Raw genomic sequence first — 22851 nt, forward strand, 5'->3', positions numbered from 1 at the left:
CTCAGCCCAGCAGCACCACCGCCGTCTGCGCCGCCCGCGCGAAGACGTTCTCGGCGACCCGCATTCCTGCCATCACGGTCGCGCCTTCGTGCAGCAGCATGATCTGCTCGGCCACCTGGCGCGGCTCCGGAACGCCCGCCGATTCGGCCAATTCGACGAGGACGCCGAGAAGCCACCGCTTGCTCTCGGTCATCACCGCGTACGCCGGATGCGCCGGATCGCTGATCTCCGCGTGTGCGTTGATCATGCTGCAGCCCTTGCCGCCGTACTTCTTCGCCCACGCTTCGGACGCGTCGAACACCGCCAGCACCCGGTCCCGCGGCGTCGTTCCGGCCCGCTCCAGCCACTCGCCCAGGAACTCCCGCCAACGTGCGTCCCGGGCGGACAAATACTCCACGACCAGGCGATCCTTCGAGCCGAACCGGTCGTAGAGCGTTTTCTTCGCGACGCCCGCCTTCGCCGCGATGACGTCGACGCCGACCGCGTGGATCCCGCGTTCGTAGAACAGTTCCGACGCGGCGGTCAGCACCGCTTGCGCTTTCGGCGTCCAGTCGATCGTCATGGCCCCAGTGTATACCGATCTGTATAGTCCAGCGCCATGGGTAAACAGATCGGTATAGTCGGGGCGGCCGTCCTGTTCGTGGTGTGCTGGTCGTCCGGGTTCATCGGTGCGAAGCTCGGCGCGGCGGACGCGTCCGTGCCGACCGTGCTGATGTGGCGGTTCCTGCCGCTGGCGCTGCTGTTGGCGCCTTTCCTGCGCCCTGGTTCGATTGGCGAACTGGGCAGGCATGTCTTGATCGGCCTGCTGTCCCAGTCGGGCTATCTGCTCACTGTCTACTGGGCCATCGGCGAAGGCGTCAGCACCGGCACGACCGCGCTCATCGACGGCGTGCAACCGCTCGTCGCCGCCGCGCTCGCCGGTCCGCTTCTCGGCGTCGCGGCGACCGGACGGCAATGGGCCGGGCTCGCGCTCGGGCTGGTCGGCGTGGTCCTGGTCAGCTGGTCGGACGCCGCTTCGCACGCCCCCGCCTGGGCGTACCTGATCCCGTTCGCCGGAATGCTCGGGCTAGTCGCCTCGACCGTGCTCGAACGCCGGGCTCGCGTTCCCGCTCCCCCGTTGCGCGCGCTGGCCGTCCATTGCGCCACCTCCGCGGTCGTGTTCACCGCGCTCGCACTGGCGACCGGGAGCGCGGCGCCGCCCGCGTCCGGGCACTTCTGGTTCGCCCTCGCGTGGCTGATCGTGCTGGCGACCTTCGGCGGGTACGGGTTGTACTGGCTGCTCGTCGGACGGATCGGCATGACGGCGGTGAACAGCCTGATGTTCCTGATCGCGCCGGTCACGTCGGTGTGGGGCACGGTGTGGTTCGGCGAGCCGTTCACCGTGCTGACCGGCGTGGGACTCGGGCTGGCCCTGGTCGCCGCCGTCGTCGCGAACGGCCGGGTCAGCCGCCGTAGCGCTGCCGCACCACCTCCGGGGTCTCCAGGTTCTTCCCCGCGTCCGTGTTCTGCGCGAGCCGGAGGTACTGGCCTTCCGCCCACATCAGCGGCGCCGCGCTCCCGGTCGGACGGCCCAGCCCGAAGCACGCGACATCGGCGCGATCCCACACCTGCTCGGGAATGAAGTACCCGTCGTTCGCCGCGTCCGCCATCGACTTCAGGTAGACCGCCGCCGGACGCCCGTTGGCCAGCTCGTACTCGCCGCGCTCGCCCGACAGGACCGGCCAGAGCCGCCCGAACCGCTGCGGCCCGTTCGCCGGCCAGCCGGTGCAGGCGGTGGTGCTCTCGCCGTAGTTGTCGTGCGGGTAGCGGTGGAAGTAGATGTCGCCGTTCGGGGTCCTCACCTGCATCGACGCGTTGCCGTCGCGGGCCGCCGCCGTCGGGGCCACCGACTCGGCGACTTCGGGGTCCGCCGGTCCGCGGATCCCGAGCCGGACGAGGTCGAGGAATCCGAAGTCGACTACGTCGTGCTCGTAGAAGCACCCTTCGTCGAAACAGATCTGCCCGGTGTCGTTCGGGTCGGTTCCCTTGTCGATCCGCTCGTAATACGTGTGGCCGCCCCAGTAGCCGGCGGTCGTCCGCGTCCAGCTGTCGAGCTGCGCCCGCCACGAGTCCGCGGTGGACTCCCACTGCTGCGCCGCCGCCGTATCGCCGTTCGCCCGCGCGATCGCCCCGGCCGTCACGAGCCCCGCGACCTCGGCCGCGATCGACGACGGCGACCGGCCGTACTGCTCCTCCCACCGCTCCGTCGTCGCGGGCCCGCTCGTGCGGATGTGCTCCGCCGTCACCTTGACCCGCGCGTACGTCGCCGCGTCGGTGAGCCCCGTCGTCCAGGCGAGGATGATCGCGTCGGAATCCTGGTCGAGCTGCTCGCAACAGCCGAGTTGCCGCGGCGTGGCCCCCTGGACCCCGCTCACCGGGCTGTACCGCGGAAACGCCCCCGCCGGGTACGTCGTCCCGTCGCCCTGGGTGGGCGCGGAGATCCACTGCGAGGTCCACAGGAACTGCGCCATCCGCTTCGCCTGCGCCGCGTCGCCCGCCGCGAGCAGTCCGGTCGCCTGCTGGTACAGATCCCGGCCCCACACGCGGTGGTACCCGTCGTTGAGCACGTCGCCGTTCACGACATCGCCCCACGGAGTGGCCAGCCCCGCGACACTCGCGCCGCGATGCGCCTTGTCCTCCGCCGCGTGCAACGCCATCAGCGCGACGTAATACGCCCTCCGCTGCCGCTCGTCACCCGCCACGCTGCCCGGCACCGCCTTCAAGCTGCCGACATACTCCTCCCACCCGCGCCGATACGCCTGCTCCAGATTGCCGAACCCACTGGCCAACGACCCGTCCGCGGCCGCCGCCGCGCCCTGGACGTCACTCCCGTACCCGAGCGCGACCGAAAACGTCGTGTCCTGCCCGACCGGTATTTGTCCACACTGGACTACGTTGCCGTGATCAGTGGAATCGAAGTGATTCGCAAGAGTTCGATGTGCCCGCAAGTCTACCAGGCAATCGCTGGCGGCGCCGGAATATCCGTTGTCATGCGCGACGAATCCGGTCGACGCCCGCAACGCCGACGCCACAGTTGTCGTGGCCCCGAACAACTGCTCCGTCCCGCTGGCCGTCAGCCCGGTCCCGTCCCACGCCGCAATGTCGTTCGCCGCGCCACCCGCCATCGACGGATTCGCCAGCAGATAAACCTGGTACTGACCCCCGTCAAGCGACTGAAACCGCGTACGGGCAAGGAGAGTCGGCCGCCCAGCGTCAGTCACGTACGTCGTGGTGATCCGATAGCGCCCGCTCTTAGCCGTGTTCGTGACCGTGTACTCGAGTGCCTTCTCGTCCGGCATCGAAACGACGTGCTCCGTCGCGTCGCGCTCAAGGTCCACAAAGGACTTCCCGTCGGTGACCACGTACTGCATGTCCTGCATGTTGGCCACGTCCGCGCGCGGATAAAACACCTCCGACGCGACCCCTCCCGCGACGGTGAACCACAACGGGCTGGCAGTCCCGGCCGCCGTTCCGAGGGCGGTTTTGTCCCCGGTTGTCCACGATGACGGACCGCCGCAACAATCCCCCGGCGGCTGCGCCGCGCTTGTCGCCGAACCGGCCTTCGCCCCGACCTCCGCGGGCGCGATCCCCTGCCCTGCCACCGAAATCCCCACGACGGCGACCACCGCCGCCGCCCGACCCCACGTCCCACCGACCATGCCGTTCATGCTGCCCGCCGCCCCACCCCGGAACAACAGCCGAACGGCGGGAACCCGCTCTGTTTCGGATCCCACCCGATGGAGTGACCGAGAACCCCCGGAAACTGTCGTACCCGGATGGTCTCCTGGTTCCCGAAGCGGCGCCCGGTCCCGGGTCCGCACCGAACAGAGGAGCCGTCACCATGGCCGGAGGACCCGTCCGCACCGTCATCGAAACCCTGACCGCATCCGCCTTCGCCCCGTCGAGTTCCGCAGCGTCTCGGAGGGCCGCCTTACGCACTAGCGCTTCCTCCCGCCAGCTCTTGCCAAGACCACGGCAGAGGCTCAAGAGACGCGGCTTTCCACCGCACTCGTTATTCAGCAGTACTGAACGGCTGATTCACCAACAATCGACCCTCAGATCGGTCGCCATGGATTTGGCTGCACACAACAAAGGAGTTTTAGCATGGCCGGAGAAACCGTCATCACCGTGGTCGGAAACCTGACTTCGGACCCGGAGCTGCGCTTCACCCCGTCCGGAGCAGCGGTCGCGAATTTCACCGTCGCGTCAACACCTCGCACTCTCGATCGGCAATCCGGCGAATGGAAGGACGGCGAGGCCTTGTTCCTCAGGTGCAGCATATGGCGGCAAGCAGCGGAAAACGTCGCAGAGAGCCTCACGCGCGGAGCAAGGGTCCTCGTCACCGGACGGTTGGCGCAGCGGTCTTTCGAGACCAAGGAGGGCGAAAAACGCACCGTCGTCGAACTGCAGGTCGACGAGATCGGCCCTTCGCTGCGGTACGCGACCGCCCGAGTCACCAAGGCCAGCCGGAACAGCGCCGAAACGAACGGACCAGGCGGGGACGCCTGGGGCGCCGCGCCGGTGGCCGCCGGCGCCGGCCTGGGTGAGGAGCCGCCGTTCTGACCCTTCTGGTGTCGCTGCCCAGCGAGATACCCGGTCGGCGGCACGGCCGACCGGAATCCCCGCGACCGCCGACGGCTCCGCTTTAACCGGAGACTGGCTGGAATGCCCGAGAGCCGAGTATTCCGGCCAGACCCCGGGTACGCCGCCGTCATTGCCGACGGCACCTCCGTGGCACGCACCCGCGGCGCACCGGGGGCGCTCCGCTACGGACCGGCTGCCGACGCTGCGAGGCCGCCGCACGCCCCGCGCGGCGTCCGCGCCTCGGGGCGGCACCAGGCTGGTGCTCGACCGCCGCCCGGCAGACGAGCACCGGCCACCGCAGCCGCACGCCACCGGCGGCAGTCGAACGCCAGCCACCGCAGTCACGTGCTAGCCACCGCGGCCGCACACCACCCACCGCAGTCGAGCGCCAGCCACCGCGGCCACACGCCACCGGCCGCAGTCGGACGCCAGCCGCGGGCGGCCGCGCACCGACCATCGGTGGGCGCATGCTGACCACCAGCAGCGCAGGCCAGCGACCGGAAATCGGGTGCGACCCCGCAGCAGCCGGGCACCGCCGGCCGGCCACCGGGTTCCTGCAACGAGCGGCCGCACGCCAGTGAAACGCATAGCGCTGCCAATGCCCGGCCGCCACGCACCGGCCGCCAGCGGGCCGAACCCGACGGACCGCCTGCCCAGCGACCCCGACCCACAGTGGTCTGATCCTTTGCCAGAAAGGTCCATACCATTTGCCCAGAAGCCGACTAACGGCCCTGACCGCCCGGAAATCCCGCTGGTAGCTTCCGAACCATGCCCGCATCTCGCCGGACCAAGGCCGGAACCACTGTCCTCGCCGCGATTTCCGTACTGCTGCTGGCCCCGCTTTCCGCCCCAGCCGCCCAGGCTGCCCAAGCCGCGCCCGCCGCGCAGCACCGCGCCGGCGGGCAGGACGAATGCAGCACCCCGTCGATCAACCGGCTGCAGAAATGGCTGGCCAGCGGCGAAGGCACGACCGTCCCGCCCACCGGAAGCCTTCTCGTCCCGGAAGGCGACGGCTACGCGGCGAAAATCGCCTTCCAGAACAACGAGTGGCACGTCGCCGTCGTCTGGCTGGGCAACCAGTTCGACGCACAGGCCGACCTCAGCCACTCCGCCGGATTCTGGCTGACCTACAGCGCCGACGACGACTTTTACGTCCAGTTGCGCCCCGCCTCGCACTGGAGCGGCGGCGACAAATGGCTCACCCGCATCCCCTCGACCGGCGGGCAGCTGGTCCGCACATTCTTCCCGTTCGACGCCTCTTCCTGGACCTGGCTTCCCGAACTGGGCCAGCCGCAGTACACGTTCGCGTCCGCGCTGACCGAAGCCCGCGGGCTGGTCTTCGTCGGCAAAACCCCCAACTCGCTCGACTTCCGCGAACTCCTCATCGACGGTTACCAGCCGCCGTGCCTCTGACCCTCGCGCGCTAGTTCTGCACAGCGGGCCGGACGGTGATGTCGCCGATCTCCACATCGTCCGGCTGCTCGACCGCGAACGCGATCGCCCGCGCCACCGCTGCCGGATCCAGCGCGAACTCCTCGAACCGCCGCCGGATCTGCTCCCGCTCCGCCGGATCGTCGATCGAATCCGCCAGTTCCGTCCGGACGAACCCCGGCGACACCGACGTCGTCCGCAGAACACCGTCCGTGGATTCCTGCCGCAGCGCCTCCAGAATCGTCCGCACCGCGTTCTTCGTCCCCGCGTACACCGCCTGCCCGGGCACGATCTTCAACCCGGACGTCGACACCGTCGTCACCAGATGACCCCGTCCCTGCCGCCGGAACACCGGCAACGCCGCCGCGATCCCGTTCAGCACACCGCGCACGTTGACGTCGATCATCGCCGACCATCCGTCGACGTCCCCGTCCGCCACCGGCCCCAGCTTCGCGATCCCGGCATTGCCGATCAGCACGTCGAGCCGGCCGAACTCCTCGACCGCCCGTCGCACCAGCCGTTCCAGGTCCGCGCGCCGGGTCACGTCGGCAACGCACGCGATCGCGCGACCGCCTCCGCCGCGAATCTCCTTCACCAGCGCGTCGAGCCGATCCTCGCGGCGCGCGCCCAGGACCACCGCCGCGCCCCGTGCGGCGAGCAGCCGGGCGGTCGCCTCGCCGATTCCGCTGCTCGCCCCGGTGATCGCGACGACTTTCCCTGCCAGAACTGGCATTCCCTACCCCTGACCTTCATGCGGACACGTGTCCGGTCAGCTTAACGGACACGTGTCCGTATAAGTCAAGGCATCAACATCGGCTGAAGCGCAGTCAAGGAAGCGTGAGCGTCGGCGAAATCCAGGCCCGCGTCAGGTCATGCTTTCGATCCGAGACGACCCACCGGAGAAAGGCCCGCCAAGGTGAGCGATCTAGCCGCCGCACTGATGCTGATCGGCGTGTTCATCGCGCTGGCCATGAGCTTGCGCGCCGTCCAGCAACGCCTGACCCGCGATCAGCAGCAGTGCTCGCCCCGCCAGGCCTCGAACCCCTCGCGGACCGCGACCGCCGCGATCGCCAATCCCGCGACCGGATCCGCCCAGTACCAGCCGAACAGCGCGTTCGCCAGCAGCCCGACCAGCAACACGCCGGAGAGGTAAGCACAGAGGAGCGTCTGCTTCGAGTCGGCGACCGCACTCGCCGAGCCGAGTTCCCGCCCGGCCCGGCGTTGCGCGCCCGAAAGCACCGGCATCACGACCAAGGACACCGCGGCGAGCACGATCCCGACCGTCGAATGCGAAGCCTCATCGCCGAACAGCGACCGCACCGCATCGACCGCGACATAGGCCGCCAGCAGGAAAAACGACACCGCGATCACCCGCAGCGCAGCCCGCTCCCGCCGCTGCGGATCCGCGCTCCCGAACTGCCACGCCGCCGCCGCCGCGGACAGCACCTCGGCCACCGAGTCCAGCCCGAACGCGATGAGCGCCGACGACGAGGCGATCGTCCCGGCCGACATCGCGACGCTCGCCTCGACCACGTTGTACGCGATCGTCCCGGCGACCAGCCACCGCACTCTCCGCCGCAAGACCGCCCGCCGCGCGGCATCCACCACCGGAGGGCCAGCCACCGACACGGCCTCGCCACCCGACGAATCCGCGCAACAGTCCCGGCAGGGCTCGGTCATCGCGCCGCCTGCGTCTCGCCGGCACACGCGTCCGTCGGAGCGACAGCCAAAACCACCTGCGTCAGCTCCGCCAACGCGTGAGCGAGATGCGGATCAGCGATCGCGTACCGGACTTGCCGCCCCTCGTACGTCGCGATCACCAGCCCGCACCCGCGCAGGCACGCGAGATGGTTCGAGACGTTCGACCTACTCAACTCCAGTTCCGCGGCCAGCTGTGCCGGGTATACGACCCCGTCCAGCAGCGCCACGAGAATCCGGCAGCGCGTCGGGTCCGCCAGTGCCCGGCCGAGCCGGGCGAGCGCCCGTTCGCGAGTCTCAGAGGTCAGCACGGCCGCAATAGTACAGCACATACTGAATCAAATACACTGGTGCGGTGGACAACCTCCTCGGCGACTTCCTCCGTGCCCGGCGAGAGCGGATCTCCCCGGCCGACGTCGGCCTGCCGGACAACGGACGACGCCGTGTGCGAGGACTGCGCCGCGAGGAACTCGCGCTCCTGGCGGGAATCAGCAGCGACTACTACATCCGGCTGGAACAGGGCCGCGACCAGAACCCGTCAGCACAGGTGCTCGACGCGCTGGCCCGGGCACTCCGCCTCGACGAAGCCTCCCGCCAGCACCTGCACCAGCTGGCGGCCCCAGCCCAGCCCGGCCGAGCCGAGCCGCGAGTGCCCGCGAGCATCGCCGAGCTGATCTCCACCTGGGCGACGAACCCCGCCTACGTCCAGGACCGGCTCACAAACGTGCTCGCCGCAAACCCCGTCGCCGCGGCGGTTTCGCCCAACTACGCGGTCGGGCGAAACCTGCTCCGCGCGGTTTTCCTCGACCCGGCCGAACGAGAGCTCCGCCGGGACTGGGACCAGACGGCGGCCGACGGCGTCGCCGGTCTGCGCGCCGCGCTCGGCCCCAGCATCGCCGACCCCGCGGCAGCCGGACTCATCGCCGGCCTCACCGCCGGCAGCGAAGAGTTCCGGGATCTCTGGTCCCGGCACGACGTCAGGACCCGTACCGGCCACCTCGTCCGTTTCCGCCACCCCACAGCCGGAAATCTGGATCTGCACAGCGACAAACTCGACATCCCCGGCCCGGTCAGCTTGCAGCTGGTGGTCTTCCACGCGACGCCAGGAACCCGCGACGCCGAGGCGCTCGCTTCCCTGGCCGGCCTGATTCCCGCGCGCTAGCACCGGGAACCGGGCCGGAGCACCTCGATGCCCCGGCCCGGTTCCCGGTCAGTCAGCCGCTTCGAACTCGCGCACCGCGTCCAGTGCGGCGCCCATCGCGGCGTTGCCCTCGCGTTCGATCATGATCTCGACCAGCACCGGCCGCCGGGTGCGTTCGGCTTCCTTCCGCGCCCATTCCAGCGACGACCGGATCTCGCCCGGGTCTTCGACGCGCGTGCCCGAGCAGCCGTAGGCCTCCATGATCTTCACGTTGTCCGTGCCGTGGTCGTCGTAGTGGATGTCGACCTGGTAGTTCATCTCGTAGGGCAGCTCGGACTGGCGGATCAGCCCCAGGTACTCGTTGTTGAGCATGACGAGCACGAACCCGACGTCGTACTGCGCGGCGACCGCCAGCTCCTCCACCAGGAACTGGAACGAGTAATCGCCGACCACGCCGACGACCTCCGCGTCCGGCCGGGCCTTCTTGACCCCGATCGCGGCCGGGATCTCCCAGCCGAGCGGGCCTGCCTGGCCGCACACCTGGTAGTGCCGCGGCAGATGCGCGCGCTGGAACTGCCCCGACCAGATCTGGTACAGCCCGATCGCCGTCACGAAGTACGTCTCGGGGCCGTAGAACTCGTTGAGCTCCTTGAACACCCGCGGCGCCTTGATCGGCGTGCAGTCGAAGTCCTCCTTGCGCGGCAGCTCCGCCTTGAGGTCGCCGAGCCGCTTGACCCACGCGCGGTCCCGCGCCGGAGCGGTGCGCGCGTCGAGCGCCGCCAGCAGCGCTTCGAGGAACTCCCGCGTGTGCGAAACGACGCCGAGGTCCGGTCCGAACACCTTGCCCAGCTGCGTGGGCTCGATGTCGACGTGGATGAACTTCCGGTCGCCGCGGTACACCGACAGCTCGCCGGTGTGCCGGTCGCCGAACCGCGCGCCCAGCGCCAGGACCAGGTCGGATTCCAGGAACGCCGCATTGGCCCAGCGCTGCGACGTCTGGATGCCCGCCATGCCGGCGAACAGCTCGTGGTCCTCCGGGAAACTGCCCTTGCCCATCAGCGTGACCCCGACCGGGACGCCGAGCCGCTCCGCCAGCCGCCGCAACGGGTCGCTCGCCTCGCCGAGCACGACGCCGCCGCCGGCCAGGATCAGCGGACGTTCGGCGGCGAGCAGCATGTCCAGCGCCCGCTCGACCCGCGCCGGAGCCGGTTTGACCGTGCTGACCGGCAGGGCCGAATCGATCGACGAATCCCACTCGATCATCTGCTTCTGGACGTCGATCGGGAGGTCGATGAGGACCGGACCGGGACGGCCGGACCGCGCGATCCGGAACGCCTCGCGGAAGATCCACGGCAGTTGCGCCGCTTCCTTCACCTGGACCGCCCACTTCGTGACCGGCCGCGCGATCTCGACGATGTCGACCGCTTGGAACGCTTCCTGGTGCAGTTTCGTCGTCGCGGCCTGCCCGGTGATGCACAGGATCGGGACGGAATCCGCGTGCGCGGTGTAGAGACCGGTGATCATGTTGGTGCCCGCCGGACCGGACGTGCCGATGGCGACGCCGACGTTGCCGGTGGTGCGCGCCCAGCCGTCGGCCATGTGCGTCGCGCCTTCTTCGTGGCGGACCACCAGATGGTCGATGCCGCGGCCTTGCATCGCGTCGTAGAGCGGCAGGATCGCCGCGCCTGGGCAGCCGAAGGCGACGTCGATGCCTTCGTCGACCAGCACGTCGACGACTGCCTGCATAGCGGGGACCCGGGCCATGGTCAAACCTCCTCGGACGAGCGGCCGGACAGTTCTTCGACGACCTTCAGCAGCGCGGAGTGGTCCAGCGAGCCGTAGCCCATCGCCCGCCCTGCCGCGACCAGCTGCGCGACCAGGCCGGTCAGCGGGAGCGCCACGTCGGACTGCCGGGCCGCGGCCAGCGCGATGCCCATGTCCTTGTGGTGCAGGTCGATCCGGAAGCCCGGCTCGAACTGCCGCGCGACCATCGACTTCCGTTTCAGTTCCAGGATCCGGCTGCCGGCGAGACCGCCGGCCAGCACGTCGAGCCCGGTGCCCGCGTCCACTCCGGACGCTTCGAGCAGCACGATCGCCTCGGCGACCAGCCCGTAGATCCCGCCGACCACCAGCTGGTTGGCCGCTTTCACGACCTGGCCCGCGCCGTGCGGGCCGACGTGCACCACGGTCTTGCCGAGCGTGTCGAAAACCGGCTTCGCCGCGGCGAAATCGGCCTCGTCGCCACCGACCATAATGGACAGCGTCGCCTGCTCGGCTCCCGCTTGCCCGCCGGAGACCGGAGCGTCCAGCACGCGGATCCCCTTGGCCGCACCGGCTTTCGCGACCTCGATCGACGTCTCCGGCCGGATGGTGCTCATGTCGGCCAGCAGCGTGCCGGGCGCGATCGTGTCCAGCACGCCGCCCGGGGCGAGCACGACCTGCTCGACCTGCGGGTGGTTCGGCAGCATGGTGATCACCACCTCGGCCGCGGACACCGCGTCGGCGACGTCCTTCGCGGCGCGGCCGCCCGCCGCTTCCAGTTTGGCCAGCGCGTCGGCGTTGAGGTCGAACCCGCTCACCTCGTGTCCGGCGGCGGCCAGGTGCGCCGCCATCGGCGTGCCCATCACGCCCAGTCCGATGAACCCGATCCTGCTCATCAGTTTCCCCTTCGCTCGTACGGCAGCCAGGCCAGCGAGTCCACAGTGGAGCCGTCCGGTTTGTACTCGACGCCCACCGGTCCGGCGTAGCCCGCCGCCTGCAGCTTTTCCAGATGTCCTTCGAGATCCAGCTCCCCCGTGCCCGGCTGGTGCCGGCCCGGCGCGTCGGCGATCTGCACGTGCCCGGTGCGCGGGGTGTAGCGGGCGATCACGGTGTCGAGGTCGTCGCCGTTGACCGCCAGGTGGTAGAGGTCCGCGAGCAGCCGGACGTTGTCCAGGCCCAGCTCGTCGAGCACCGCGACCGCGTCGGCCGCGGTCTTCAGCGGGTACGCCGGGGTGCCGGACAGCGGTTCGAGCACCAGCTGCGCGCCGATGCCCTCGGCCGCTTTCGCCGCGGCAGCGAGGTGCGTGCGGGCGAGGTCGTCCTGTTCGGACGGTGCCACCCCGTCGATCCGGTTGCCGTACAGCGCGTTGAAGCTGCGGCAGCCGAGCCGTTCGGCGAGCCCGAGCGCGACCGTCAGGCTCGTCGCGAACTCCGCCTCGCGACCGACCCACGACACGAGCCCGCGCTCGCCCGCGGCCATGTCGCCCGCGTAGAAGTTCAGCCCGGTCAGCTGGACGCCCGCCTGCTCGACCGACCGTGCGAACCGGTCGACGTCGGCCCCGGACGGGTCGGCGCTCTCGAACGGCCACCAGTACTCCACCTTGGTGAAGCCCGCTGCCCGAGCGGCCTGCGCGCGCTCGAGCAGCGGGAGTTCGGTGAACAGGATCGACAGGTTGGCGGTGTAGGGCAGCGAGTGCCGCTCCCCGGCGGGACCGGTCATGAGTACCTCGGCTCCTCACATCTCGATCAGCTAATTTCGCTTTGTGGAAGTTTTCTTCCGTAGTTCGAGAATAGCTGGACGCGGAGGCTTCGGTCAACGGGAAGCACGCAGGTTTCCGCGACGCACTGGGCGCGCCGCGGCGCGGCCCGCGTCGGACACGGTCGAGTGCACACGCCTCTGGCGGCGCTCTCCGGGAGCAGGTTCGACCCAGACCGTCCACAGTGGTCATTCTTTATTCCACAGTGGACAGACTGATGATTTTCTTTTCAGCCGACCGGAATCGCCGTCCGGTTGAGCAATCCGATCGCGGCGTGCACATGCCGCAGCGCAGGAGCCTCGACGCCAGTCAGGTCCGCGAGTTCCACGACCGCCCCGATGATCGCGTCGATCTCCAGCGGTTTGCCCGCTTCCAGGTCCTGCAGCATGGACGTCTTGTGGTGCCCGACGCGCCACGCGCCGTCGATCCGCTTCTCCACCGACACCCGCGGGTCCGCACCCGCCGCCCGCGCGATCGCGAGGGTTTCGGTCATCATCGCCGCGACCAGCGCGCGGGTTTCGTCGTGCTCGCACATCTGCGCCATGGTCGCCCGGGTGAGCGCGGACAGCGGATTGAACGCGACGTTGCCCATCAGCTTGACCCAGATGTCGTCCCGCAGCCTCGGCTCGACCGGGGCCTTGAGCCCGCCCGCGACCATCGCGTCGGCGAGCTTCCGGCAGCGGACGGAGCTGTCCCCGGACGGTTCGCCGAGGGAAAACCGCGTGCCCTCGAGATGCCGGATGACGCCCGGCTCCTCGATGACGGTCGAGCAGTAGACGACGCATCCGATCGCCCGCTCGACGTCCAGCACCCGGCTGGTCGCCCCGCCCGGATCGACCGCTTCGACCCGGCGGCCGGCCAGCGGATGCCCAGTCAGCCCGTGGAAATACCACCACGGAATGCCGTTCTGCGCCGCGACGAGCGCGGTGCTCTCGTGCAGCAGCGGTTTCAGGAGGGCGCCGCAGTCCGGGTACGAATGCGCTTTGAGGCCAAGGAAAACGTAGTCGACCGGCCCGACCTCGCGCGGGTCCGAAGTGACGTGCGGACGCGCCGTGAAGTCCCCGCGAGGACTCCGGACCGCCACCCCGCCCGCCGCCATCGCCGCGAGATGCGCGCCGCGGGCGATGAGGTGGACTTCGGTGCCGCCGCGATGGAGGGCCGCGCCGACGTACGCGCCGATCGCTCCTGCGCCCAGAACCGCCACCCGCATGGTCGCCTCCCGGTCGGGATACCGCCGATGTTAGATTGCATACAGTATCCCGTATCGTGACGACGGGCCAGGTTCTGGTCATCGGAACCGGCGATGACGAACACCGGGTCGATGAGGTCGGCCAGGTGGCCTGCACGGGACTGGAACGGCTTCCCTGACGAGACCGCCCGCACCGCAACGCCTCCCCGGCGGGGCCGCCCACACCGCAACCCCTCCCCGACGAACCCGCCCACACCGCAACCCCTCCCCGACGAGACCGCCCGCAACGCAACGACTCTTCAGCCGGGGCACCAGTGCCGCGGCGAATGGGTTCGCCGCGCTCCCTGTGCTGGAACGACGCCGCTGGCGCGGGCGGCCAGCCGAGCACCGCGGGCGGGGCAGGGAACGATGCCAGTGGCGGCGGCGCGCCGCCGAGCAGCGTCGTGAGTGTCTATGCCGGTTCTAACCGGCATAAACACTCACGAGCGCGAGATGCCGGGCACCTCCGTGTCCGGCAATGCGAAGCCGCCGCCCGGCCAGCCGCCCGCGGACGGTCAGTCGGTCGCATGGCCAGCTCTCCTCGCCGAGCGACCCCGAGCACCGGCGTCAGACTTCGCGCACCGACTCCGCCACGAACCCCGCCAGCACCAGGCGCGCGGTGCATCGGCTGTGCGCGGAGGCTGTCGGCGCAGCCCGCCGGACCACCACCTCGTACCGCCGCCCGCCCGCGTCGACCAGCACACTCCGGGCGTCACCCCGGGATTCCTCCGTCACGGCCAGCACCGCGTCGAGGCCGCGCAGGCCAGTGCGTCCGCGAACCTCCATCTCGGCGAACTGCGACCACGCACTCTCCGCCGAGGTCCGGCCGCGGAGGTTCTCCAACCGGACATTGCCGCCGAGTGCTTCCTTGGCCGCCAGTTCAGCGTCGGGAACCGCGAGGCTGCCGTGGAGAAAGCCGTCGGGCACGGTCAGGAGATTTCCGGCCCACCGGTCCCCGCCGACATGGCTGACCTCCCACACCCGTCCGGGATGGTTCTGCGCGAGGCTCGTGGCCAGCGGACGGCCGAAAACGGCGCAGCACATGTCCTTGCTGCCGTGAGTGCAGACGAGAAAGAGCGGCCCCGACACCGGTTCCCCGTGCCCGCGACGTCCGGCAGCGACCGCCTCAAGATCAAGGTGGGCGAGTTCGGCCAGGTCAGCGAGGTCGAGTCGCTCCGTCCAGCGGTCGCCGGGCTGTCCGCTCGCGACGTAAACCGTGCGCGGCGCACCCGGCGTCCGCGCGTGCCGACCCGGCTTGCGGATCAGCAGCGGACGGAGGCCGGCAGCACGTGCGGCGTCGAGACGCTCGGCGGGGAACACGGCGGACAGCGCGTCTTCGAGCGCGTCCGGCCCCCATGAACCCGGCTGCTCGACCAGCAGCCAGGACGTCATGCGCGCGGCGGTTCCCGCGGGCTCGCCGCCGAGCTCCCGAGTGAGCGCGGCGCATCCGGGCGCGGCATTCCGGCCCGGGAAGCAGATCCCCGGGCCCGAGTGCGGCACGTCGGGCTTAGGCATGCCTAAGTATAGCTGACGGTCCGTCCTGCTCTTTCGAGGCAACCGTCACTCTCGCGCGACATCACTCGATCGGGCAATGCTCGCGAGGACTCCGGACCGACATGCCGGTGGCTCAGCCCACGCCGAAACCGCGGATGACCAGCGCGCGCACCGTCCCGTCAGATAAGGGCGGGATCAGCGCCGGGCAGGCGACCTGCCCCGCAAGCCCGGCGTCGCACCGCCGACTCACCTCGATTGCACCCGCACCACCGCTCGGCGAAGTCCGTGGTCAAGCCCGAGCCACCAGCCCCTGAACCACCAACTCCCGCAACAAAGCCCGCACAGTCGCCGGAGGCACCCCGGGCGCGGCGTCGACGAGAACCTTGAACGGCTGCGGGGCGCACCCGAGCAACGCGGCGAGCACCGGTCGCGCGGCTTCGGCGAACACCAACCGTTTCCCGGCTCCGACCAGGGCAACAGTCCCGTCGTCGTCGACCAGCGCGGCACGCGGGACGAGCAGCCTGACCTCGAAGTCGTCGTCCGGCGGCAGCAGGTCCGCCGTCGCCGCCCACGGCAGGCCGACGCGGGTCTGGGCCGGGGCCTGGGCGTCCCGGTCGGCAAGGAAACGGCCGACGACGTCGCCCGCAGTTGCCTCGGCGAGCCGGCGGCGGAGAGCTTCGGCCCGCTCGGCCCGCGCGTCCGGACCGGCGAACCGCGGCAGATCGGCGCGGAACAACTCGTCGGACCGCAATTGGTCGGCCAGCCACGCGACGAGATCCACACCGGTGGCGGCGTTGAACCCGATCGTCAGGTGCAGCGACTCCTCGCCGACGGCCGACACGTCGTGCCAGTGCCCGCGCGGCAGGTAAAGGACGTCGCCGTCCTCCAGCAGGAAGTCGTCGGACGGCTCGCCTTCCGGGCGTTCCGGAAGCTCGACGTCCCGTTGCAGCGGCGAACGCCGCGTGACCCCGTGCAGGCGCCACCGCTTCCGCCCGGAAAGCTGGATGATGAACGCGTCGTGGTCGTCCCAGTGCACGTCGAAGCCGTGCGTGGTACCCCAGCCCGCGTACAGGTTGACCTGGATGCGCTCGCGCAGGTCGTGTTCGAGCCTGCTCGCCAGTTCGCCGACCTCGCCGACCAGTTCGTTGACCGAATCGAGCACGAGCGTCGCGCCGGAGCGCAGGTGTTCGGCGAACGGGGCCGGCAGCACGCGCGGGACCAGGCCGTTGCGCCGGGTCGACACCATTTCGGTGTACGTGTGCGCGGGGACGACGTCGCCGTCGAGCGCGAGCCGCAGCCGAGGGAACTCCAGGCGGTGCTGGCGCAGCACACGGTCCAGTTCCGGCCACGGGAGCAGCGACGCGAACCGGCCCTTCTCCCCCGGGAACCGCCGCGGTTGCTTGCCCAGGACGTCTGCGAAGAACTGGCCGGCCTCGAGCGGTGCGACGAGGCCGGCCAGTCCGGGAATCTCCGTCATGGAGCGCGGCAACGGCTAGTCGTTGCCGTCGTTGTCGGCCACGGCTCCGTTGGCCTTGCCGCGGTCGACCGCGGCGGTCAGCGGTTCGACGCTCAGCAGCAGGCCGCTGGCGGCCGTGTCGGTGTCGGTTGTCATGCGTTCTTGAGCCATCCGGACCTCGCAACGTCGACGACTGGGCGCGCCTCACGCTACGGGAGATCGCCGGGGCGGACATCGGTCATTTGAGTAGTCTTCGGCGCGCCGTTGATCACCCTCGGCCGAACCGCCCGGTCAGAGATTCTGCCGGTAATCCTCGTCGAGACCCGCTCGGAGCAGGCGCTCGTCCACCCCGTCCCGCACCAGTTTCGCGGCGGCGCCCGCGGTCTCGTTCAGCTTGAGGTGATCGGTCCAGACAGTCGACGGCCGCGGCAGGTCGGCGGGGTCGACGTGCCGGGCGGGGTCCCACAACCCGGAGTCACGCAGGGCACTGTTCTGTGCGAGCCGGACGGTCTCGACGTCCACTTTGAGCACCGCTTTCGGGGTGCGGTTGCGCTCGGCCGTCGACTCGCGCAGCCCGGCGTCCGTGCTGACGGCCGCCTTCCCGGTGATCTCCAATGTCCGAAGGTCGCCGGGGACGACTGCCAAGACAGCCACCTCCGGGCGCTCGACGACATTGTGGAACGTGTCCGTGCGCCGGTTGCCGGGCCGATCGGCGAGAACGGCCGTCGCCGGGCCGATCATCCTGGCCGCTCCGGGCGGATCGCCCTTGGGACTGACGTCCGCGCGCCCGGCGCCGTCCCGCGACGCGATCACCGCGAACGGTGCGGCCGCAAGGAAATCGGCCGCCGCCGGTCCGAGGACGGAGCCCTCCTCGACGGCGTCCCCTGGCGCCGCTGCCGGTCCCCACAGGTTCGAGCGGATCACTGCTTTGCCGCAGTGCAGGAACGCTTCCTCGACGAGAAGACCGTCTTCGGCGAGAGTTCCGTTGATCCGCAAGGTCTCGCGCCATCCCGGGACGAGCACCAGCAGCGCGGCGCCGGTGCCCGGCGCTGCCGATGGCGGGGCGGGGAGCCGCAGCCGCGACGTGCTCTCCGCCTCGGCGAACCCGGGAGTTCCGCCGACCAGTCCGGCCCGCTGACGCCCCTCGGCGTCGACATAACCGAGCACAGCGGCCGGACTGTGCGCGAGCAGCGCCAGGCAATGCGGGTCGAGACGGTCGATCGACTTCATCATGACCGGCAGCGGCCGCTCGCCCACGACGCGTTCCAGTTCCGGCACCGCACGGATGATCCCCATGGAGTTAGGTTAGCCTAACAAGATCGCCGGCGAGCGTCCCCGCGGCGGGACCCGTTCGCGCGCCAGGCGGATGCAGCGCTGGACGGCCCCGGGTTCGGCCCGCCGCCAGGCGCGCACGATGCCAGGCGCGGCCGGATCCGCTTCGCCGCCGATCCCTGCCAGCAAGCCACTCCCGCCCGGCCCGATCCCTGCCAGCAAGCCACTCCCGCCCGGCCCGATCCCTGCCAGCAGCCGCTTCTCGGGCCCTGCCCCGCGCCAGAGACCACCGCCCGGTCGCCCCCTCCGAGGGAAGATCGCACACCTGATCCAGAATTCTGGGATTTTGCATACCAAAACCTGTATCCTGAAAACTGAGTTCCTCGAATCCCGCCGCTGATCCCACCCGAGGTGCACCGTGACCGAGTCCGTTTCCCCCCTGCCCGAACGCGGGCCCACCGGCCGCCGGACGGCCAAGGGGTCGCTCTCCGGCAAGAGCGCCAACCGGGTGGAGCGGCCCGCGCCGCTGCGGCAGGTCGTGTACGACGCGCTCGCCGAGCTGATCATCAACCGCACCCTCGAACCCGGGCAGCATCTCGTCGAGGCTGACCTGGCCGAATACCTCGGGGTCAGCCGGCAGCCGGTGCGCGAGGCGTTGCAGCGGCTGCAGAGCGAGGGCTGGGTCGACCTCCGGCCGGCGCAGGGCGCGTTCGTGCACCTGCCCACCGACGAGGAAGCCGACCAGCTGCTCGGCGTCCGGGCGGTGCTGGAGACCCACTCCGCGCGTCTCGCCGCCGCGTGCGCGACCGACGACGACATCAAGCGCCTCTGGGAACTGCAAGACGTGGGCATGAAAGCCCTCGCCGCGGACGACAGCGAACGGCTGGTCGCGGCGAACGCCGACCTGCACGGGTACATCACCGAACTGACCGGCAACGCCGTCCTGACCGAGCTGATCGGCCTGGTCGACCGCCGGGTCCGTTGGTACTACACGCCGATCGCCCGGCCCCGGGGGCGCGACGCGTGGCAGGAGCACGCCGCGCTGATCGAGGCGATCGCGGCGCACAACGTCGAAAAAGCCGAGAAAATCATGGCGCAGCACACCGAACGCACGCGCCAGGCATTCCACGAACGGCCGGAAGCGTCCGAATAGGTCACCGCACTGGGGTCCCGGTACGCCTCGCCGAACCGCTGCGAGGTCAGCCGGCCGGCCCCGCTGGGGAACGAAGCAACCCGGAAGCGACGGGGCGGATGCCAGCCGTCCCGTCGCTCCCGGGCCCGCTCAGGGAAATTCAGCTTCCGGCCGCCGGAGCGGTGCGGGCGATCTGCTTGCCCGCCTTTTCCGTCGAGCCGCGACCGGACCGTCCCGGCTGCCGCAGGAACAACGTCATCACCGCGGACAGCAAGGCGATGCACCCGGCCAGCACGTACGCGCCGGTGTATCCCCACGCGGCGATCACTCCGGCCGCCAAACCGCCGCCGCCGACGCCGCCGACCAGTTTCGCGCTGTAGACGATGCCGTAGTTGGTCGCGTTGTGGTTCTCGCCGAAATAGTCCGGCACCAGCGCGGCGAACAGCGGGTAGAACGCGCCGCTGCCGAATCCGGTCAGCACCGCGAATACCATGAACCAGAACAGACTGTGCGTCTTGCCCGACCACAGCACGCCGAATTGCGCGAACGCCGCGATCACCAGCACCCAGAACAACGTCGCCTTCCGGCCGATCCGGTCGGAAGCCCAGCCGACGATCCCCCGGCCGACCCCGTTCACAATGGCCAGGATCCCCGCCGAGGAAGCCGCCACGAAAGCGCCGAACTGGCTTTCCTTGGCGAAATCGACCTGGAAGTTGATCCCGAACAGCGAAACCCCGCCGATCACCACGAGGGTCACCCACATCAGCGGCAGCATCCCGGTGCGGATCGCCTCCATCGGCGTGAACTGCCGTACCGCGGGCGGGTTCTTTTCCAGGCTGCGGGCCTTCCCCGCCGCGCTGCCTTTCAGCCAGGCGATCGGGTCGACCTCGGCGGGCCACCAGTTCTTCGGCGGGTCCTTGAACACGAAGCCGCACAGCCCGACCACCACCAGCATGTACAGGCCGATCGCGTCGAGCGTGATCGTCACGTTCTCATGGCCGAGGAAGGCGCTGAACAGGTAAATGAACGGAACCGAACCGTAGGCGAACCCGCCGTTCACGAAACCGGTGCGAGCGCCGCGTTTCTCCGGATACCATTTCCCGACCATGTTGATGCAGGTCGCGTACACGAGCCCGGCGCCGATGCCGCCCAGCACCGAGTACCCGATGAACGCCACCACCAGATTTCCGCTGTGCGCGATGGAGAAGTAGCCGATCCCGGAACACACCGCCCCGGCCAGCATCGCCGTTTTCGCCGACACGATGTTCTTCTCCCGGAGCCGCCCGGCCGGGAAAGCGACCCCCGCCTGGAACACGGCCCAGATGCTGGCCAGCCAGAACGCGTCCGACAAAGACCAGCCGTATTTCTCCTCGAGCGTCCCCTCGACGGCTCCCCAGCCGTATTCGAAAACGCTCACCGCCATCATGGCCACCCACGGCAGCCAGACCATCCAGCTGCGGGACCGGCCCATCAGGTCCCGGGGGCTCTCCCCGATCCGGTATGTCCGCCCGTTGTCGTCGACGATCTCCTGGTATGTCGGTTGGGCTGCGGTCATGAGAATTCTCTTTCGTCACCGTTGACTTCGGTTCCCGTGCCGGGCTGTCTCCGTTCTTCCCCCGAGCCGGGACGCGACCGCGCGTCCCGGCGTCCCTTCCTCGCCGCACTCCGCTGACCAGCGGTTAGGTGTCGGGCAACGTACGCCTCCCTCCGGACTTGATCAAGGCAGCAGACCGGCCGAACGCGCCCAGCGGTACTTCGCGCCGAGCACCGCGACCGGCTTCTCGGTCGTGTACGGATAGGCGACGACGCCGTGCGCGTACAGGTGCTCGCTGGCCTGCTCGACCTCGACGTCTCCGGACAGCGAAGCCACCACCGGCTTGTGGATCCCCTTGCGCCGGAACTCCTCCACGACGTCCGCGACCAGCTCGGCGAACACCATCGGCGGCGTGACGATCGTGTGCCAGTAACCGAGAACCAACGAGTGAATACGATCGTCGGACAGTCCTAACGCGATGGTGTTCCGATAGGTGGACGGCGGTTCCCCGCCGGTGATGTCCACCGGGTTCCCGGCCGCGCCGAACGGGGGGATGTATTCGCGGAACGCGGCGTCGAGGTCGTCCGGGATCCGCATCAGCGTGAGCCCGTTGTCCACACAGGCGTCCGACAGCAGCACCCCGGAACCGCCCGCGCCGGTGATGATCACGACGTTTTCGCCCTTCGGCGTGGGCAGTTTCGGCACGCCTCGCGCGTATTCGAGCAGGTCGTTGAGCCCTGGTGCGCGAATGACGCCGCTTTGCCGCAGGATGTCGTCGTACACGCGGTCGTTGCCGGCCAGCGCGCCGGTGTGGGACCCGGCCGCTTTCGCGCCTTCCGACGTCCGGCCCGCCTTGAGCACCACCACCGGTTTCTTCGCCGACACTCGTTTCGCGGTTTCGGCGAACGCGCGCCCGTCCTTGAGGTCTTCCAGGTGCATGGCGACGAGTTCGGTGTTGTCGTCGTGCTCGAAGAACGTGAGCAGGTCGTCTTCGTCGATGTCGGCTTTGTTCCCTACGCCGACGATCGCCGACACGCCCATCCCGGCCGACCGGCTGAAACCCAGGATCGCCATCCCGATCCCGCCGCTCTGCGAGGACAGCGCGACACCGCCTTTGACGTCGTACGGGGTGCAAAACGTCGCCGACAGATTCTCCGGCGTGTAGTAATAGCCGTAGATGTTCGGGCCGAGAATCCGCACGCCATGCCTGCGCGCTATGGCGAGAACCTCGTTCTGCAGCTCGATGTTCCCGGTCTCGCCGAAGCCGGACGGGATCAGGATCGCCCCGGCGACGCCCTTCTCCCCCGCCTCCTCCAGCGCCGACGGCACGAACTTCGCCGGGATCGCGAAGACGGCCACGTCCACGTCGCCGGGCACGTCCGAGATGCTCGGATACGCCTTGCGATCGAGGATTTCCGCGGCCTTCGGATTGATCGGGTAGATCTCGCCCGCGTAGCCGCCGTTGACGAGATTCTTCATCACCGAATTGCCGATCTTTCCGTCCTCGGCGGACGCGCCGATCACCGCGACCGCGGCCGGTTTCATGACCCGGTTCATCGCGGCGAGGATCTCGTCCTGGCTGAACCGCACCGGTTCCGCGGCGGCCGCCGGATCGACCAGAATCCGCACGTCCACCGCAGTTGCCCCGGTGCCGGTGGCGAGCACCGGGTTGAGATCGACCTCGGCGAGCTGCGGAAAGTCGGTGACCAGCTGCGACAGCCGGTGCACGATGCCGGCCAGCGCCGTCTTGTCCACCGCTTCGCCGCCGCGCACTCCGTTGAGGATTTCCGCCGCGGCGATGCCGTCCACCATGGACAGAGCTTCGCCGGTGCTGGTGGGGGCCAGGCGGAAGGTGACGTCCTTGAGCACCTCGACCAGGACACCGCCGAGTCCGAACGCGACAATCTTGCCGAAGCTCGGATCGGTGACCGCGCCGATGATCACTTCCTGCCCGCTGGTCAGCATCTGCTGCACCTGCACGCCGGTGATCCGCGCCGAAGCGTCGTAAGCCTTGGCATTGGCCAGAATCGTGGCGTAACCGTCGGCGACTTCCTGTTCGCTGCCAAGGCCGACGAGCACGCCGCCGGCCTCAGTCTTGTGCAGGATGTCCGGCGACACGATCTTCAGCACCACTGGCAGGCCGATTTCCCCAGCCCGCGCCACCGCTTCCGCCGCCGAAGCGGCGAGCCGTTCCTGCGGCGTCGGAATCCCGTAGGCCTCGCACACCGCGCGACCTTCCGGTGCGGTCAAGGCGGAACGGCCTTCCTCGGCGACTCGCTTCAAGATTTCCCCGACCGCCGCGCGGCCCGTTTCCGTGCTCATCC

18 protein-coding genes and 1 pseudogene are annotated in these 22851 nt (G+C 69.6%); 5 read left to right on the plus strand and 14 right to left on the minus strand.

The genetic code is table 11. The features are described 5' to 3' along the window. Window position 1: 1 nt before the first annotated feature. Window positions 2-562: a TetR/AcrR family transcriptional regulator gene (locus L3Q65_RS14355; protein WP_182889165.1), complete on the minus strand. Its 561-nt coding sequence runs from the start codon at window positions 560-562 to the stop codon at window positions 2-4. A gap of 36 nt (window positions 563-598) precedes the next feature. Between L3Q65_RS14355 and L3Q65_RS14360 the strand changes: the two are divergent. After that, window positions 599-1420: pseudogene (locus L3Q65_RS14360) on the plus strand (DMT family transporter); the annotation flags it as partial. A 22-nt stretch (window positions 1421-1442) separates the two neighbouring features. Here the strand turns inward: L3Q65_RS14360 and L3Q65_RS14365 are convergent. After that, window positions 1443-3698, minus strand: coding sequence for a glycoside hydrolase family 15 protein (locus L3Q65_RS14365; RefSeq protein ID WP_237599951.1), 2256 nt, complete (start codon window positions 3696-3698; stop codon window positions 1443-1445). A 445-nt stretch (window positions 3699-4143) separates the two neighbouring features. Here L3Q65_RS14365 and L3Q65_RS14370 point away from each other — a divergent pair, with 445 nt between their 5' ends. Further along, window positions 4144-4602 carry a single-stranded DNA-binding protein gene (locus tag L3Q65_RS14370; RefSeq protein WP_182889163.1) on the plus strand — a complete coding sequence of 153 codons (459 nt, stop codon included), beginning with the start codon at window positions 4144-4146 and terminating at the stop codon, window positions 4600-4602. Window positions 4603-5391: 789 nt separating this feature from the next. Next, entirely contained in the window at window positions 5392-6036 is a 645-nt protein-coding gene (locus L3Q65_RS14375) for a hypothetical protein (RefSeq protein ID WP_237599952.1), read from the plus strand. 10 nt (window positions 6037-6046) lie between these two features. On the opposite strand, the gene L3Q65_RS14380 is transcribed toward L3Q65_RS14375, so the two are convergent. The 3 genes from L3Q65_RS14380 to L3Q65_RS14390 all read right to left on the minus strand — a co-directional run bounded on the left by L3Q65_RS14380 (window position 6047) and on the right by L3Q65_RS14390 (window position 8063). After that, on the minus strand, window positions 6047-6787 hold the full coding sequence (locus L3Q65_RS14380; RefSeq protein ID WP_237599953.1) for an SDR family oxidoreductase: 741 nt from the start codon (window positions 6785-6787) through the stop codon (window positions 6047-6049). 275 nt (window positions 6788-7062) lie between these two features. Continuing rightward, window positions 7063-7734, minus strand: a complete 672-nt coding sequence (locus tag L3Q65_RS14385; protein WP_370648185.1) for a cation transporter — start codon at window positions 7732-7734, stop codon at window positions 7063-7065. After that, complete coding sequence (locus L3Q65_RS14390) at window positions 7731-8063, minus strand: helix-turn-helix transcriptional regulator (RefSeq protein ID WP_237599955.1); 333 nt, start codon at window positions 8061-8063, stop codon at window positions 7731-7733. The genes L3Q65_RS14385 and L3Q65_RS14390 overlap by 4 nt, the downstream gene beginning before the upstream one ends. A 44-nt stretch (window positions 8064-8107) precedes the next feature. Between L3Q65_RS14390 and L3Q65_RS14395 the strand changes: the two genes are divergently transcribed. Beyond that, window positions 8108-8914 (plus strand): helix-turn-helix transcriptional regulator, encoded by an 807-nt coding sequence (locus L3Q65_RS14395; protein ID WP_237599956.1) that lies wholly within the window; start codon window positions 8108-8110, stop codon window positions 8912-8914. A gap of 48 nt (window positions 8915-8962) precedes the next feature. Here L3Q65_RS14395 and gcl read toward each other — a convergent pair whose 3' ends face one another. From gcl to L3Q65_RS14430, 7 genes are all read right to left on the minus strand, one after another. Next, window positions 8963-10639, minus strand: a complete 1677-nt coding sequence (gene gcl / locus L3Q65_RS14400) for a glyoxylate carboligase (protein WP_237600890.1) — start codon at window positions 10637-10639, stop codon at window positions 8963-8965. A 20-nt stretch (window positions 10640-10659) separates the two neighbouring features. Beyond that, window positions 10660-11550 carry a 2-hydroxy-3-oxopropionate reductase gene (locus L3Q65_RS14405; RefSeq protein WP_182889157.1) on the minus strand — a complete coding sequence of 297 codons (891 nt, stop codon included), beginning with the start codon at window positions 11548-11550 and terminating at the stop codon, window positions 10660-10662. Next, complete coding sequence (locus L3Q65_RS14410) at window positions 11550-12374, minus strand: hydroxypyruvate isomerase family protein (protein ID WP_182889156.1); 825 nt, start codon at window positions 12372-12374, stop codon at window positions 11550-11552. The genes L3Q65_RS14405 and L3Q65_RS14410 overlap by 1 nt, the downstream gene beginning before the upstream one ends. A 266-nt stretch (window positions 12375-12640) precedes the next feature. Next, window positions 12641-13621, minus strand: a complete 981-nt coding sequence (locus L3Q65_RS14415; protein ID WP_182889155.1) for a 2-dehydropantoate 2-reductase — start codon at window positions 13619-13621, stop codon at window positions 12641-12643. A gap of 585 nt (window positions 13622-14206) precedes the next feature. Further along, window positions 14207-15154 carry a sucrase ferredoxin gene (locus L3Q65_RS14420; RefSeq protein ID WP_237599957.1) on the minus strand — a complete coding sequence of 316 codons (948 nt, stop codon included), beginning with the start codon at window positions 15152-15154 and terminating at the stop codon, window positions 14207-14209. 268 nt (window positions 15155-15422) lie between these two features. Then, a complete protein-coding gene (locus L3Q65_RS14425) occupies window positions 15423-16610 on the minus strand; it encodes a cupin domain-containing protein (RefSeq protein WP_237599958.1) in 1188 nt (395 codons plus the stop codon). Between the two features lie 270 nt (window positions 16611-16880). Further along, a complete protein-coding gene (locus L3Q65_RS14430) occupies window positions 16881-17885 on the minus strand; it encodes a pyridoxamine 5'-phosphate oxidase family protein (RefSeq protein WP_237599959.1) in 1005 nt (334 codons plus the stop codon). A gap of 394 nt (window positions 17886-18279) precedes the next feature. Between L3Q65_RS14430 and L3Q65_RS14435 the strand changes: the two genes are divergently transcribed. Further along, a complete protein-coding gene (locus L3Q65_RS14435) occupies window positions 18280-19014 on the plus strand; it encodes a GntR family transcriptional regulator (RefSeq protein ID WP_237599960.1) in 735 nt (244 codons plus the stop codon). Between the two features lie 139 nt (window positions 19015-19153). Here the strand turns inward: L3Q65_RS14435 and L3Q65_RS14440 are convergent, their stop codons facing one another. Further along, window positions 19154-20548: an OFA family MFS transporter gene (locus L3Q65_RS14440; RefSeq protein WP_182889151.1), complete on the minus strand. Its 1395-nt coding sequence runs from the start codon at window positions 20546-20548 to the stop codon at window positions 19154-19156. A gap of 162 nt (window positions 20549-20710) precedes the next feature. Continuing rightward, on the minus strand, window positions 20711-22849 hold the full coding sequence (locus L3Q65_RS14445) for an acetate--CoA ligase family protein (protein ID WP_237599961.1): 2139 nt from the start codon (window positions 22847-22849) through the stop codon (window positions 20711-20713). Window positions 22850-22851: the final 2 nt, after the last annotated feature.

Origin of the sequence: Amycolatopsis sp. FU40, assembly GCF_021903635.1 — a bacterium.
In the GTDB taxonomy this organism is placed as follows: Bacteria; Actinomycetota; Actinomycetes; order Mycobacteriales; family Pseudonocardiaceae; genus Amycolatopsis; species Amycolatopsis dendrobii.